Genomic DNA, 14,596 nt, shown 5'->3' on the forward strand with positions numbered 1-14,596 from the left:
GCGGCTCAGCGGGCAAGGGCAGCCTCCCGCATGGGCGTGGCGAGCAGGTCCTCGCGTTGCGGAGAGGCGGCATCGGTGGTGCGCACCGGCGCGGCGCTGTCGGCGCTGCGCGGCGGCGGCGGGCGGTTGCCGCCGGGGGCGCTGCCGGCAGGGGCGCTGACCGGGGCGGTAGGCGGCGCGCCGGCCGGCCCGGCCGCCGGGACCGGCCGCACCGCCGGCGTGGCCGAGGCTGCGGGAGCGGTGCCGCGCGGCGTCGCCGGCTGGGCGATCGGGGTGGCGGGGGGCGTGGCGGCGCCCGGCGCCGGCCGGGGCGGCCGCCAGGGGCTGGAATAGGGCGGGATGGCGAGGCCGGCCTGGATCTCGGCGCCGCGCTCGATGTCCGGCACCATGCCGAGGATCGGCCCGATGCGCGAGACCACGGTGCGCGCCGCCGGCGCCGCCACCCAGCCCGCCGTGGCGTAGCCGTAGGAACGGGCGTTCGGCTTCGGCTCGTCCACCATCACGTAGACGGCGTAGCGCGGCGCCTGCATCGGGAAGGCGCCGACGAAGGCCGAGATGCGCTTGCCGTGCATGTAGGCGCCATGCGGCCCGGCCTTCTGCGCCGTGCCGGTCTTGCCGCCGACGAAGTAGCCCGGCGCCTCGGCGTTCTTGCCCACCCCGTCGGTGACCACGAGCCGGGCGACGCGGCGCAGGTCGGCCGAGATCTGCGGCGAGATCACCCGCACCCCCTCGCGCGTCTCGCCGCGCGGCACGGCGACGATGGTCGGCTGGCGCAGGATGCCGCCGTTGAACAGCGCCGAGGTGGCGGTGATGACGTGCAGCGGCGTCACCGCGATGCCCTGGCCGAAGGCGATGGTCATGGTGCTGAGCACCGACCAGGTGGACTGCGAGGGGATCAGCGGCCGCGCCGTCTCCGGCAGCTCGATCTGCATCCGCCCGAACAGGCCCATGCGGCGGAGGAATTCGCGGTGGCCCTGGATGCCCACCGTCTCGGCCACGTGCGCCGCCGCGATGTTGGAGGAGTACTGCGCCACCTGCGCCAGCGGGATGGCGCGGCGCGGCCCCTCGAAGTCGTTGATGGTGAAGCGGCCGAAGCGGATCGGGCGCGACGCGTCGAACATCGAGCGCAGGTTGATGCGCCCCGAATCGAGCGCCATCGCCGTGGTCAGCAGCTTGAACTGCGAGCCGGGCTCGTAGACGCCCACCGTCGCGCGGTTGAAGCGGTCCTCGGCGGTGGCCGCGCCCACGTCGTTGGCGTCGTAGTCGGGCAGGGACACCATGCCGAGCACCTCGGCCGTGTCCACGTCCATCACGATGCCGGCGCCGCCGATGCCGCGGAAGTCGTTGATCGCGGCGAGCACCGCCTCGCGCAGCACGGACTGGATGCGGATGTCGAGCGAGAGGCGCAGCGGCGTCGCGTCGGTGCGCAGCCGCTCGTCGAAGCGGCTCTCGACGCCGGCCACGCCGTGCCCGTCCACGTCCACGCCGCCCACGATGTGCGCGGCGGTGCGGCCCTGCGGATAGTAGCGGCGCTCCGCCTCCTCGAAGTAGAGGCCGGGGATGCCGAGGTCGTTCACCCGCTGCTGCTCGCGCGGGGTCAGGGCGCGGACGATGTAGGAGAAGTGCCGCCCCTCGCCCGACATGCGCGCGATCACCCGCTCCCGGTCGAGCTGCGGCAGCACGCGGATGAGGCGGTCGGCGGCCTCGGCCGGATCGTCGATCTGGCTCGGGTTGGCGTAGAGCGCGGTGATCGGCAGCGAGGCGGCCAGGATCTCGCCGTTGCGGTCCGTGATGGCGGCGCGGCCCTCGACGCCCTGGCTGCTCGGCGTGGTGGCGGCGGCGCGCGGCGGTCGCAGCGAGGCCTGCCGCGACTCGACCGGCGAGATCACCGTGGCGACGGTCAGCCGCGCCGCGACGGCGGCGAAGAGCAGCAGGAAGCCGCCCGAGGCCAGCACCAGCCGGCTCCGGGTGCGCTCGAGCTGCGCCTGGCGCAGCCGGTCGGGCTGCGGCACGCGCACCAGCGCCCGCTGCCGCGAGACGGTGGGCGGCGCGGGCTCCGCGGCACGGCGGAAGGGCACCGCGTCGGGCGGCGGCGGCGGGCTCGGATCGTCCGGGGTCGTGGTCATGCCGCTCGGTTCAGCGCAGCGAGGTGGCGCCGAAGGGCACCGGCGGCGGCAGCAGCGCCTGGCCGGAGCCGAGCGCCGAGCCGCTGGCCAGCAGCGCGGGATCGGCGCGGCTGCCGCTGACGGCCGGCGCGACGGGCGCGGCAGGGCGTGGCGGCGCCTGCAGGTGGATGGCGGGCCGGACGGTCGGCGTCGGCAGGGCGCTGCCGGGCACCAGCCCGGACTGGCCGGAGCGCGCGGGCGGCGTCGGCGGGGAGGACAGCTCCTGCACCAGGCGCGGCGCGGCGCGCCGGGACGGGCGCGGCGGCTCGGCCGGCGCGGCGCGGCCGGAGGGGAGCTGGGATGCGGCCTGGGCGGTGGCGAGGATGACCGGCGGCCGGGCGGCCGTGGCAGCCAGGGCGGCGGTGGCCTCGCGCGCCCCCGCCGGCGTCGGGCGCGGCAGCGGATGCGGCGCCGGCTCGCGCGCCGCGGCCACGGCCGGGGCGGGGGGCATCGCCTGCGCCGCCGGCGCGGTCGCGGCCGGCGCGGCATCGGGACCGGCGGCGGCGAGACCGTTGGCGGGCTCTGCCGGCCGGACGGCGACGGGCGCGGCGGCCGGGGCTACCGTCGTCGGGGCTGGCGTCGCCGGGGCCATGGCCGCCGGGGCCGCGGCCGCCAGGACGGGCCGCTGCTCCTCCGCCGGGGCACCTGCCGGCGATCCGGCGGCGGCCCCTTCCGCGGCGCCGCGGGATGCCACCGCCGTCCCGGCGCTGCCGAACAGGGAGGGCGCGCCGGCGAAGCTGACGGCGCCCGGCAGGCGGCGCGCCATGTCCGAGAAGCGCACGAACTGGCCCGGCTGCATCACCTCAAGCGGCAGCATGCGCTGCGCCATCTGCTGCAGCCGGCCGGGCTCGTTCAGCCAGGCCCATTCGGTGCCGAGCACCTTGGTGCGGTCGCGCGCCTGCTCGGTGGCATGGTGGATGTCGCGCAGCTCGCGTTCCAGCACCGCCACCTGGTGCTTGACCTGGTAGAGGTACAGGCCGGCCCCGCCGGCGGCGACGAGGCAGAGCAGGGTCAGCGGACGGATCATGCGGCCTCGCTCACACGTTCGATGGCCCGCAGCCGCGCGGAGCGGGCACGGGGGTTGGTCGCGGTCTCGGCGTCGCCGGGGCGCAGCGCCTTCGGGGTGATCAGCCGGAAGCCGGCGGCGGGTGCCGGCCCGGCGAGGGAGGCCGGGTCGTGGCGCGAGGCGCCGGCGTTGCGCCCGGCCTTGCCGGCCATGAACCGCTTCACGATGCGGTCCTCCAGCGAGTGGAACGACACCACCACCAGCCGCCCGCCGGGGGCGAGCAGCGCGGCGGCGGCGGCCAGGCCGCGCTCCACCTCGCCCAGCTCGTCGTTCACCGAGAGGCGCAGCGCCTGGAAGGAGCGGGTGGCGGAATCGATGCCGGAGGGATCGCGCGGCACCGAGCGGTGGATGATCCCGACGAGCTGAGCCGTGGTCTCGATCCGCGCCTCGGCCCGCGCCTCGACGATGCGCCGCGCGATGCGGCGGGCGAATCGCTCTTCGCCGAGCGTCGCCAGCAGGCCGGCCAGCTCGCCCTCGGGCAGCCCGTTCACGAGGTCGGCGGCGGAGGGGCCGCTGCGCTCCATGCGCATGTCGAGCGGCCCGTCGGCGCGGAAGGAGAAGCCGCGCTCGGCCTGGTCGAGCTGGAAGGAGGAGACGCCGAGGTCGAGCACCACCCCGTCCAGCGCGGTGACGTCGCGCGCGGCGAGCAGCGAGAGCATGTCGCCGAAGCGGCCCTCGACGAGGTGCAGCCGGTCGGGATGGCGCGCGGCCAGCGCCGCGCCGCGCGCGATCGCGTCCGGGTCGCGGTCGATCGCCCAGAGGGTGCAGTCCGCGGCATCGAGGATCGCGCCCGCGTAGCCGCCGCCGCCGAAGGTGCCGTCGCAGTAGCGGGCGCCGTCGCGCGGGGCGAGGGTGGCCAGCACCTCGGCCAGCATCACGGGAAGGTGACCGCTCATGCCTCGCCTGCCTTGCGCTCGGGGCGCGGCGTGCCGGGCAGGGTGAAGCCGCGCAGCCGCGAACGCTCGCGGCCAAGCTGGGCGCGCGCCTTGGCCGCCAGCGGCTCCCAGAGCTGGAAATAGTCGCCGCGGCCGATGAAGGCGACGGAGTCGGTCAGGTTGGCGTGGCCGATCAGCGGCTCGGTGAGCACCACGCGCCCCTCGGCGTCGGCGCTGAGCTCGTTCGCCTCGGCGAACAGCGTGAAGGAGGCGTCCTCGTGCTCCTCGGAGAACTTCGCCATCTCGTTCACGCGGTCGACGAGCTCTTCGAACAGGTACTGCGGCCAGGCGTCGACGCAGGGTTCGAGGAAGGAGGGATTGAGGATGATCTGGTTGTTGGACAACCTTTCGAGCGCGTGCCGGAAGTGGGAAGGGATCGATACCCGCCCCTTGCGATCCAGCTTGCTCACATGCGTGCCCACGAACCGGGTCATCGCGCCGCCGTAGCCCCCCTAGGCCACCTCACCGGACCAGCGGCGCCACGTATGGCGACCGCTGGCTTCGGCGCAGTCCCCTGCTCCGGCTAAGCGCGCCGGCGAGGCCCCCCGACCTCGCCGGCTCGCCCGACCATCCCGGTCATGGAACCATGTCGCCCCCCGCGATCCGGTTCCTTACGGGATGCCATGGGATATCACGGGCCAATCTGGGACAGCAAGGGAAATCCCGGCCAACGAGCGCAACCAGACCCCCTGGGAACCTCGAAAAATCAAAGTGCTGAGGAAGGAACCTCGAATCGACTCGAAGCAGCCGATTCGCCCCCGCCGGCAATCGGCGGGCACGTCCTCCATTCGGGGTATCGGAATGTCGGCGAACCGCCGCCGCGGCGGTCCGGAGGTCGCCGCACGGGCGCCCGGGGCGATGCCCGCGGGGCCGGCGCGGCCCCGTTTCCCGGCGCGGCGATGCGGCCGGACGGTGCGCCAGACGGCCTGTAAGCCGGGTTCTGTCCGCCCCTTGCGGGGCGGGACGGCCATTCCTCTGCGACCCGTCTCGCGACGGGCCTGACGCGGCCAACCCGGACGGCGACGCGGGAACGCGTCCGCGTCCGCCGCGCGCCGGCATTTCCCGTTTCCGGGTCGCCCCTCGCGCGGCCTCGCCGGCCATCCCTATTCGGCCTTGCTCCCGGTGGGGTTTGCCCTGCCGCCCCCGTTGCCGGGGGCGCGGTGCGCTCTTGCCGCACCGTTTCACCCTTGCCTGGAGGCGGCCGCGCCGGAATCGCTTCCGGCCGCCGAGTCCGGGCGGTCTGTTCTCTGTGGCACTGTCCCTGGGGTCGCCCCCGCCGGCTGTTGGCCGGCACCGTGTTCCCGTGGAGCCCGGACTTTCCTCCAGCCCCGGATCGCTCCGGGGCCAGCGGCCGTCCAGCCGTCTGGCGCGGCGCCCAGATGCGCCGCGCCGGCCCCCCCGTCAAGCGACTCGTGACGGGCGGCTGAGGAATTCGATGGCGAAGGCGAGCAGCGCGACCAGGGCGAGGGCGATGCCCGCCCAGGCCACCGGCGCCGCGCCGCCGAGCGTGTGCATCAGCCCGGCCAGCGCGCCGCCGCTGGCGCCGCCCACGAAGATGGTCGCCATGTAGAGGCCGTTCATCCGACTCGCCTGCGCCGCGCCGAGCGAGAGGATCACCCGCTGCCCGAGCACGAGGTTGCCGGTGACGCCGATATCGACCAGCAGCGCCGCCGCGACGAGCACCGGGATGCTGTCGCCGCCCAGCCCCATCAGCCCGAAGCCGGCGAGCACGGCGAGCATGGCGGCGGCGCTGCCCGGCTGCGTCCAGCCGCGATCGGCGAGTCGCCCGGCGACGGGCGCGGCCACCGCGCCGGCGGCGCCGGCCAGGGCGAACAGCGCGATGCCGCGCTGGCTGAGCCCGAGATCGGCCAGCATCAGCGGCACGGCGGTCCAGAACATGATGAAGCTGGCGAAGAGCAGCGCCTGGTAGAAGGCGCGCCGGCGCAGCACGGCGGAGTGGCGGAACAGCCGGACGAGCGAGAGCAGCAGCGCGGCGTAGGAGCCCTGCGCCACCGGCCGGTGCGGCGGCAGGCCGCGCCGCAGCAGGGCGGCGATGCCGAGCATGGCGGCGGCGGAGAGGCCGAACACCACGCGCCAGCCGGCGAGGTCGGTGACGAGGCTGGCGACCGGCCGCGCCAGCAGGATGCCGATCAGGATGCCGCTGACCACGTTGCCGACCGCGCGGCCGCGCACCGCCTCGCCGGCGTTGCGCGCGGCGATCGGCACCAGCATCTGCGCCGAGGCGGCGAACAGGCCGAGCAGCAGGGAGGCGAGCAGGAACACCGCCTCGCCGGGCGCGAGGGCGGCGAGCGCGGCGGCGGCGGCGGTGCCGAGCACCGTGCCGGGCACCAGGCGCCGGCTGTCGAGGCGGTCGCCCAGCGGCACGAGCAGCAGCAGCCCGCCGGCGTAGCCGAGCTGCGTCAGCGTCACGATCAGGCTTGCCGTGGCCGGGCTGAGCCCGATGTCGCGCCCGATCGGCGCGATCAGCGGCTGCGCGAAGTAGATGTTGGCGACCAGGGCTCCGCCCGAGGCGCCGAGCAGCAGCGGCAACCGGTCCGACACGGCTCCGGCTGGCGGCGGCCCCGGCCGGTGCTGGTCGGACGCGCCGGCGCGGGCGGCGTCCGGGCCGGTGTCATCGCGCGGCATGGAACGATTCCGGGATCATCGGCGTGGCTCTCTTGGGGCGGGCCGGGGCGCCGATGGCGCGATGCCGCCGCGGAGGGGGGCCCGTCCAGGGAAGGGGCCATCCCAGCCGATATTGCGATGCACCATGGCCTCTGCAAGCGAGGGCGGGCGGGGACGGCGGCGGCCCGGCCATGGCCGTCGCGGCACCGGGGCAAGGCGCATCGGGGCAAGGCGCATCGGGGCCGGAAACGAATGCTCGTGCGGGACCGGTGCCCCGTACCACGCCTTTCTCGCATGGGCCCCGGCGGTCTCGCGCGCGGCCCTGGCGCCGTGGGCCTACACCCCGGCGGCGTCCGCCACGGCTTCGAGCCGTGCCATGGTGCCGGGATCGGGCATCCCGTCGACGCGTTCCGGCCGCCAGTGGCGCTGGAAGGCGACCAGGGCCAGCGCCGCCGAGGAGGGCGTGGCGAGCGGGTAGCCGATGCGGCCGAGCAGCGCGGCGGCGCGCGGCCACATGGCCGCGGGGGCGGCCCCGGCCGGCGGGGCGGGCGGTGCCGGCAGCGCCGCCGGCCAGAGGCCGACGCCGTTGGCGGCCAGTTCCTCCCAGGGGAACAGCTCGCCCGGGTCCTGCTTGCGGTCCGGCGCCACGTCGCTGTGGCCGACCACGTCGATCGGCGCGATCGGGTAGCGGCCGAGGATCTCCAGGCAGAGGTCGCACACCGCCGCCATCTGCAGCACGGGGAAGGGGCGGTAGCCGAATTCGTGGCCGGGGTTGACGATCTCGATGCCGACGGAGCGGCCGTTCAGCGCCTCGCGGCCGCGCCAGTGCGAGACGCCGGCGTGCCAGGCGCGGCGCGCCTCCGGCACGAGGCGCCAGACCGTGCCGTCCTCCTCCACCACGTAATGTGAGGAGACCGGCTTCGGCAGCGCCGCCGGGTCGCGCAGCCGGTCGAGCGCCGAGCGGGCGTCCCGCATGCCGGTGTAGTGCAGGATCAGCATGTCCACGGGCACGCCCTCCGGGCGGGCATCGTGGTTGGGGCTCGGCAGGTCGCGGATCAGCATGGCGGGCACCGGCGCCGCCGACCCGTCCTCACGCGCCGACCCTCACGGGGGCGCCCTCACAGGCCGCGCTCGCGCTTGATCCGGTCCCAGGCGGCGTTGATCTCGGCCACCTTGGCGGTGGCGCGCTGCACGAACTCGGCCGGCACGCCGCGCGCGGCGAGGCTGTCCGGGTGGTTCTCGCGCATCAGCTTGCGCCAGGCCTGGCGCACCTCCTCGTCCGTCGCGGCGCGGCTGACGCCGAGCAGCGCGTAGGGGTCGCCGGCCGTGTCCTCGGCGCGGAAGTAGCGGGCGCCGCGCACCCGCTCCCAGGCGGCCGGGCCGAGGCCGAAGCGGGTGTGGACGGCCGCGAGGAAGGAGAGCTCGGCCCGGTTCACCGGCCCGTCGGCGCGGGCGATGGCGAAGAGCGCGGCCAGCACGTCCTCCAGCATGCCGCGGTTGTCGGCGAAGGCCTGGGCGAGGCGCTCGGCGAAGGGCTCGAAGCCCTCGGCGGTGCTGCGCGCCTGGTCGAACAGCCGGCCGACCTCGACCTGGTTCTCGGGCGGGATGCGGAAGCTGCGCTTGAAGGCGTCGATCTCCTCGCGCTTCACCGCCCCGTCGCACTTGCTGAGCTTGGCCGAGAGCACCACGACCGAGATCGCGAACAGCGTCTCGCGCGAGCCGAGCATCGCCGCGATGTCGGCGCCGTTGCCGGAGAGCAGCCCCTGCATGCCGGCGCGCTGCATGATCGACAGCGCGCCCTCGTCGGCCGCGTGCCCCAGGGCCGCGCCCACCACGGCGCCGAAGGGTCCGCCGGCCATGAAGCCCGCGAAGCCGCCGATCATCTTGCCCCAGTAGCCCAACCGGACCTCCTGAATTCCGCGAGGCACATAGCATGGCGCCGGTTAACGGGGCAGGGGCTTGCATGCCCCGTTCCCTTCCCGGACCCCGGCCAGGATCCGCGCCCCAGGATCCGCGCCCCAGGATCCGCGCCCCAGGGTCCGCGCCCCAGGGTCCGCGCCCCAGGGGCCGTGCTCAAGGGAGCCGCGCTCGGGGGAGGGCGAGATGCGGGGTGGACGCGGCCGGCGGCCCGCCGCCATGATGCCCGCCGGGGAAAGCGGGCCGGGAAGGGATCGAGCCGATGAACGTCGCCGTCCGGAAACGATCCGTCTACCAGCCGGACCAGCCCGGCCTGCACTTCCCGACGCCGCCGGCGTTCGCGACCGCCGCCGAGGAGCGGCTGCACCGCAAGCAGCGCCTCGCCGCCGCCTGCCGCGTCTTCGCCCGCTACGGCTACGAGTACGGCTTCGCCGGCCACATCACGGTGCGCGACCCCGAGCGCCCCGACCTCTACTGGACCAACCCCTTCGCCATGGATTTCGGCCGGGTGCGGGTCTCCGACCTGCTGCTGGTGGACCATGACGGCAAGGTGCTGGAAGGCTCCTGGGCGGTGAACCGCGCGGGCTTCGTGCTGCACGCCGCGATCCACGAGGCGAATCCGGACATCCTCGCCTCCTGCCACGCCCATACCACGCACGGCATGGCCTGGGCGGCGCTGGGCCGCCCGCTCGACCCGATCACCCAGACCGCCTGCGGCTTCTACGAGGACCAGGCCCTGATCACCGACGAGGCGGGGGCGGTGGTGGTGGAGCGCAAGGCGGGCCACAACGTCGCCGCCGCCTTCGGCAGCGCCAAGATCGCCATCCACCAGAACCACGGCCTGTTCAGCGCCGGGCGCGAGAGCGTGGACGAGGCGGCGTGGTGGTTCATCGCCGCCGAGCGCGCCTGCGAGATCCAGCTCAAGGCCGAGGCGACCGGGCATCCGCTGAAGCTGATCCCGCGCGCGGCGGCCCTGCACTCGCGCGAGCACCTGGCCACGCCCTTCATGGCCTGGCTGCACTTCCAGCCGATCTACGACGCGGTCTGCCGCTCCGACCCCGACCTGTTCGACTGACCGCCGGCCGCGGCCCACCGCCGGGTCGGCCGCCCCGCCGCTGCCCGCCCCGCCGCTGCCCGCCGCGCCCGGTCCGGCAGAAGCCCCGGGCAGGAGGTTCGGGCTGGCCATGCCGGCCGGGCGGGCGCGCCCCGCGCGCGATACCGGCCCGCACAAGTCAGGACTTGTGCGGGCCGGCATCACAGGGTCGCCGCCGCCCGCGACGCCTGGTCGTACAGCCCGGCGAGCGAGCGCAGCAGCGCCGCGAGGTCCGAGAGCGCCGCCTCGCCCGGCACCGCCGCGAGCCCGGCCGGCCCGCCGCCCGTGCCGGCGCGCAGGGCGCGAACCAGCAGCAGCTCGCGTATCTCGCCGTAGCGGGTGCAGAGCGCGACGCCCGCCGCCGTCGCCGCCACCAGCTTCTCCTTGCCGGCGCGGCTGGTGGCGACCAGCCCGGCGCCCTCCAGCTTGCGCAGCGCGTAGGTGAGCAGGTGGGCGTCGCCGATGTCGAGCATCAGCGCGATGTCGGCCAGCCGCTTCGGCCGGTCGCGGTGGCGCACCACGTGCAGCACCTGCACCTCCAGCGGCGACAGGCCGGCCATGCCGGCGGCGGCCATGCAGCGCACCACCCAGCGCTGGAAACCGTGCATCGCCAGGGTGAGGCCGTATTCCACCTCCGACAACGCCGGCGAGGCACCGGCGGCGAGATGGGCGGAGGAGACGACCGCACCGCGCCGCCCGTCGCCCCCGGACGGCGCCGCTTCCGCCGGCGCGGCGTCCACCGGCGTCCCGCCCGCCAGCCCTTTACCCGTCGGCCCTTTACCCGCCAGCCCTTTACCCATCGGCGCGTCACCCGTGGGCAACGGCTGCCGCGTCCCGGCCGGCCGGCTGCCGGCGGTTCCCCCAGCGTGGCTGCGTCGCATTCATCCGCCTCCCCATTCCGATAAAACGTTGACGATTTGTCGTCGATTTGTCAATGAAGCGCCCGACGACGGTGCCCGCCGCGATCGCGCTTGCCGCGCGGCCGGTGGGGCGGCATCACAGGCAGAGCGGGGATCGGACGATGGCGGATCAGGCGACCGACGGGCGGATGGCGGGCAACGCGGCGGCGTGGCAGTTCTGGATCGACCGCGGCGGCACCTTCACCGACATCGTGGCGCGCGACCCAGAGGGGCGCCTCTCCACCGCCAAGCTGCTCTCCGAGAACCCCGAGCGCTACCGCGACGCCGCCGTCGCCGGCATCCGCCGCATCCTGGGCGTCGCCGAGGGCGCGCCGATCCCGCCCGGCACGATCGACGCGGTGAAGATGGGCACCACCGTCGCCACCAACGCGCTGCTGGAGCGCAAGGGCGAGCGCGTGCTGCTGCTGGTCAACCAGGGCTTCGCCGACCTCGCGCGCATCGGCAACCAGGCGCGGCCGCGCCTGTTCGAGCTGGCGATCCGCCTGCCCGACCTGCTGCACGAGCGCGTGGCCGAGATCGGCGGCCGCGTCGCCGCGGACGGCGCCGAGCTGGAGGCGCTGGACGAGGCCGGCGCCCGCGCGGCGCTGGAGGCCGCCTACGCGGACGGCATCCGCGCCGTCGCCGTGGTGCTGATGCACGCCTGGGCGCATCCCGGGCACGAGGCGCGGGTGGGCGCGATCGCGCGCGAGGTCGGCTTCACCCAGGTCTCGCTGAGCCACGAGGCGAGCCCGCTGCCGCGCATCGTGCCGCGCGGCGACACCACCGTGGTCGATGCCTATCTCTCGCCCATCCTGCGCCGCTACGTCGAGCAGGTGGCGGGCGACCTGCCCGGCGTGCGGCTCTACTTCATGCAGTCCTCGGGCGGGCTGGCCGAGGCGCGCTCCTTCCAGGGCAAGGACGCGATCCTCTCCGGCCCGGCGGGCGGCATCGTCGGCGCGGCGCGCACCGCCGGCATGGCCGGCTTCGACCGCATCATCGGCTTCGACATGGGCGGCACCTCGACCGACGTCGCCCTCTACGCCGGCGAGTTCGAGCGCGCCTTCGAGACCGAGGTGGCGGGCGTGCGCATGCGCGCGCCGATGATGGCGATCAACACCGTGGCGGCGGGCGGCGGCTCGATCCTGCGCTTCGACGGCGCCCGCTTCCGCGCCGGCCCGGAGAGCGCCGGCGCCAATCCCGGCCCCGCCTGCTACCGGCGCGGCGGGCCGCTCGCGGTGACGGACGCCAACGTGATGGTGGGCAAGATCCAGCCCCGCCACTTCCCGGCGATCTTCGGCCCCGACGCCGACCAGCCGCTCGACGACGCCGTGGTGCGGGAGAAATTCGCGGCGCTGGCCGCCGGGATCGCGGCCGCCACCGGCCAGCCGGCGCAGGACCCGCGCGCCGTGGCCGAGGGCTTCCTGCGCGTCGCCGTCGCCAGCATGGCCAACGCGATCAAGCAGGTCTCGATCCAGAAGGGCCACGACGCCACCCGCTACGCGCTGCAGTGCTTCGGCGGCGCCGGCGGCCAGCACGCCTGCCTGGTGGCGGACGAGCTGGGCATGGAGACGGTGTTCGTCCATCCCTTCGCCGGCGTGCTCTCCGCCTACGGCATGGGCCTGGCCGACCAGACCGTGATCCGCGAGGCCGCGGTGGAGGCGCCGCTCTCGCCGGAGGCCATGGCGGGGCTGGCGGAGCGGCTGGACGCCCTCGCCGCCGCCGGCCGCGAATCCCTGCTCGCGCAGGGGGCGGAGGCCGGCCGCATCGGCGCCGCGCTTCGCCTGCACCTGCGCTATGCCGGCACCGACACGCCGCTGCCCATCCCCTTCGGCAGCCATGCGGACGTGCTGGCCGCCTTCACCGAGGCGCATCGCCGCCGCTTCGGCTTCGCCACGCCCGAGCGCCCGGTGATCGTGGAAGCCGCCGTCGCCGAGGTGACGGCGGCCGGCGAGACGGTGGAGGAGGCGCCGCTCGCCCCCCGCCCCGCGGGCGAGGCCGTGCCGGTGCTCGACACCGTCACCCTCTGGACCGGCGGCGCCGAGCACGCCGCCCCAGTCTACGACCGCACGGCGCTGCTGGCCGGCGACCGCCTGCCCGGCCCGGCGCTGATCCGCGAGAGCAACGCCACCACCGTGGTCGAGCCCGGCTGGACCGCCGAGGTGACCGAACGCGACCACCTGGTGCTGCGCCGCACCGAGGCCCGCCCCGCCGCCCGCGCCGCCACCGCCGACCGGCCGGACCCGGTGATGCTGGAGCTGTTCAACAACCTGTTCATGAGCATCGCCGAGCAGACCGGCCTCGTGCTCCAGAACACGGCGCAGAGCGTGAACATCAAGGAGCGGCTGGACTTCTCCTGCGCCTTGTTCGACGCGCAAGGGAACCTCGTCGCCAACGCGCCGCATATCCCGGTGCATCTGGGTGCGATGGGCGAGAGCGTGCGCACCGTGCTGCGGCTGCGCGGCGGCACGCTGCGGCCGGGCGACGTGGTGGCGCTGAACAACCCCTACAACGGCGGCACCCACCTGCCGGACATCACCGTCATCACCCCGGTCTTCGACGAGGCCGGCCGCGAGATCCTGTTCTTCGTCGGCTCGCGCGGCCACCACGTCGATGTCGGCGGGCTGACGCCCGGCTCCACCCCGCCCGGCTCGCGCACGCTGGAGGAGGAGGGCGTGGTGATCGACAACTTCCTCCTCGTCGAGCAGGGCCGCTTCCGGGAGGCGGAGTTCCGGGCGCTGCTGGCCGGCGCCACCTACCCCGCCCGCTCGCCGGACGTGAACGTGGCCGACATCAAGGCGCAGGTCGCGGCCAACGAGAAGGGCGTGCAGGAGCTGCAACGCACGGTGGCCGAGTTCGGCCTCGCCACCGTGCAGGCCTACATGCGCCACGTCATGGACAACGCCGAGGAGAGCGTCCGCCGCGTGCTCGACCGGCTTGCCGACGGCGAATTCGCGACGTCGCTCGACGACGGCACGCCGCTGCGCGTCGCCGTGCGGGTGGACCGCGCCGCGCGCCGCGCCACGGTGGACTTCACCGGCACCGGGCCGCAGCGGCCCGACAATTTCAACGCGCCGCCCGCCGTCTGCCGCGCCGTGGTGCTCTACGCCTTCCGCTGCCTGGTGGGCGAGGCGATCCCGCTGAACGACGGCTGCCTGCGGCCGCTCGACATCGTGCTGCCCGCCGGCACCTTCCTCTCGCCGCGTCCGGGCGCGGCGGTGGTGGCGGGCAACACCGAGGTCTCGCAGATGACGGTGAACGCGCTGCTCGCGGCGCTCGGCGCCTGCGCCTCGGCGCAGGCCACGATGAACAACCTTCTGTTCGGGGATGCGCAGTACCAGTACTACGAGACGGTTTGCGGCGGAGTCGGGGCGGGCCCGGGCTTCGACGGGGCCTCGGCGGTGCAGACCCACATGACCAACACCCGCATGACCGACCCGGAGACGCTGGAACTGCGCTACCCGGTGCGGCTGGAGGAATTCTCGATCCGCCGCGGCTCGGGCGGCGCCGGCCGCTGGCATGGCGGCGACGGCTCGCGCCGGCGCATCCGCTTCCTGCGGCCGATGGAGGCGGTGATCGTCGCCTCCCGCCGCGTCGTGCCGCCGCACGGGCTGCGCGGCGGGGCGGACGGCGCGCCGGGCCGGCAATGGGTGGAGCGGGTGGACGGCACCACCGAGGCGCTGGCCGGCTCCGGCCGCGCCACGCTGCAACCGGGCGACGTGTTCGTGCTGGAGACGCCGGGCGGCGGCGGCTGGGAGAAGGTGCCGGGTGCCTAGCGTCGCGTCCCGCCCTCCCCGTACCCCGTCCCTCCACCGGGGAGGGCCACGCCCTCCCCGTACCTTGTCTCCCAAGCGGGGAGGGCTATGCCCTCCCCGTCCGGCGGCCACGCCCCGCCTTCC

At 75.3% G+C, this 14,596-nt stretch carries 10 protein-coding genes and 1 other RNA gene; 2 read left to right on the forward strand and 9 right to left on the reverse strand.

What is annotated here, in order from left to right; translation table 11 throughout:
* Positions 1-5 precede the first annotated feature (5 nt).
* The 8 genes from M0638_RS01785 to M0638_RS01820 all read right to left on the reverse strand — a co-directional run bounded on the left by M0638_RS01785 (position 6) and on the right by M0638_RS01820 (position 8,692).
* Complete coding sequence (locus M0638_RS01785; protein ID WP_248665229.1) at positions 6-2,126, reverse strand: peptidoglycan D,D-transpeptidase FtsI family protein; 2,121 nt, start codon at positions 2,124-2,126, stop codon at positions 6-8.
* Between the two features lie 10 nt (positions 2,127-2,136).
* On the reverse strand, positions 2,137-3,192 hold the full coding sequence (ftsL, locus tag M0638_RS01790; RefSeq protein ID WP_248665230.1) for a cell division protein FtsL: 1,056 nt from the start codon (positions 3,190-3,192) through the stop codon (positions 2,137-2,139).
* Positions 3,189-4,127: a 16S rRNA (cytosine(1402)-N(4))-methyltransferase RsmH gene (gene rsmH / locus M0638_RS01795; protein ID WP_248665231.1), complete on the reverse strand. Its 939-nt coding sequence runs from the start codon at positions 4,125-4,127 to the stop codon at positions 3,189-3,191. The genes ftsL and rsmH overlap by 4 nt, the downstream gene beginning before the upstream one ends.
* Positions 4,124-4,600 carry a division/cell wall cluster transcriptional repressor MraZ gene (locus M0638_RS01800; RefSeq protein ID WP_248665232.1) on the reverse strand — a complete coding sequence of 159 codons (477 nt, stop codon included), beginning with the start codon at positions 4,598-4,600 and terminating at the stop codon, positions 4,124-4,126. Before M0638_RS01800 ends, rsmH begins: the two co-directional genes overlap by 4 nt.
* 479 nt (positions 4,601-5,079) lie before the next feature.
* Positions 5,080-5,533, reverse strand: an RNA gene (gene rnpB / locus M0638_RS01805) — RNase P RNA component class A.
* Between the two features lie 34 nt (positions 5,534-5,567).
* The gene (locus tag M0638_RS01810; RefSeq protein ID WP_248665233.1) at positions 5,568-6,812 is read right to left on the reverse strand and encodes an MFS transporter; all 1,245 of its coding nucleotides are present in this window, start codon (positions 6,810-6,812) and stop codon (positions 5,568-5,570) included.
* A gap of 315 nt (positions 6,813-7,127) precedes the next feature.
* Positions 7,128-7,853 (reverse strand): N-acetylmuramoyl-L-alanine amidase, encoded by a 726-nt coding sequence (locus M0638_RS01815; RefSeq protein ID WP_248665234.1) that lies wholly within the window; start codon positions 7,851-7,853, stop codon positions 7,128-7,130.
* Positions 7,854-7,909: 56 nt separating this feature from the next.
* On the reverse strand, positions 7,910-8,692 hold the full coding sequence (locus M0638_RS01820) for a TerB family tellurite resistance protein (RefSeq protein ID WP_248665235.1): 783 nt from the start codon (positions 8,690-8,692) through the stop codon (positions 7,910-7,912).
* Positions 8,693-8,970: 278 nt separating this feature from the next.
* Between M0638_RS01820 and M0638_RS01825 the strand changes: the two genes are divergently transcribed.
* On the forward strand, positions 8,971-9,783 hold the full coding sequence (locus M0638_RS01825; RefSeq protein ID WP_248665236.1) for a class II aldolase/adducin family protein: 813 nt from the start codon (positions 8,971-8,973) through the stop codon (positions 9,781-9,783).
* Positions 9,784-9,962: 179 nt separating this feature from the next.
* On the opposite strand, the gene M0638_RS01830 is transcribed toward M0638_RS01825, so the two are convergent.
* Positions 9,963-10,541 (reverse strand): winged helix DNA-binding protein, encoded by a 579-nt coding sequence (locus tag M0638_RS01830; RefSeq protein WP_248665237.1) that lies wholly within the window; start codon positions 10,539-10,541, stop codon positions 9,963-9,965.
* A 281-nt stretch (positions 10,542-10,822) separates the two neighbouring features.
* Between M0638_RS01830 and M0638_RS01835 the strand changes: the two genes are divergently transcribed.
* Complete coding sequence (locus tag M0638_RS01835) at positions 10,823-14,473, forward strand: hydantoinase B/oxoprolinase family protein (protein ID WP_248665238.1); 3,651 nt, start codon at positions 10,823-10,825, stop codon at positions 14,471-14,473.
* Positions 14,474-14,596 lie beyond the last annotated feature (123 nt).

It is taken from the genome of Roseomonas acroporae, assembly GCF_023223525.1.
In the GTDB taxonomy this organism is placed as follows: domain Bacteria; phylum Pseudomonadota; class Alphaproteobacteria; order Acetobacterales; family Acetobacteraceae; genus Roseomonas_E; species Roseomonas_E acroporae.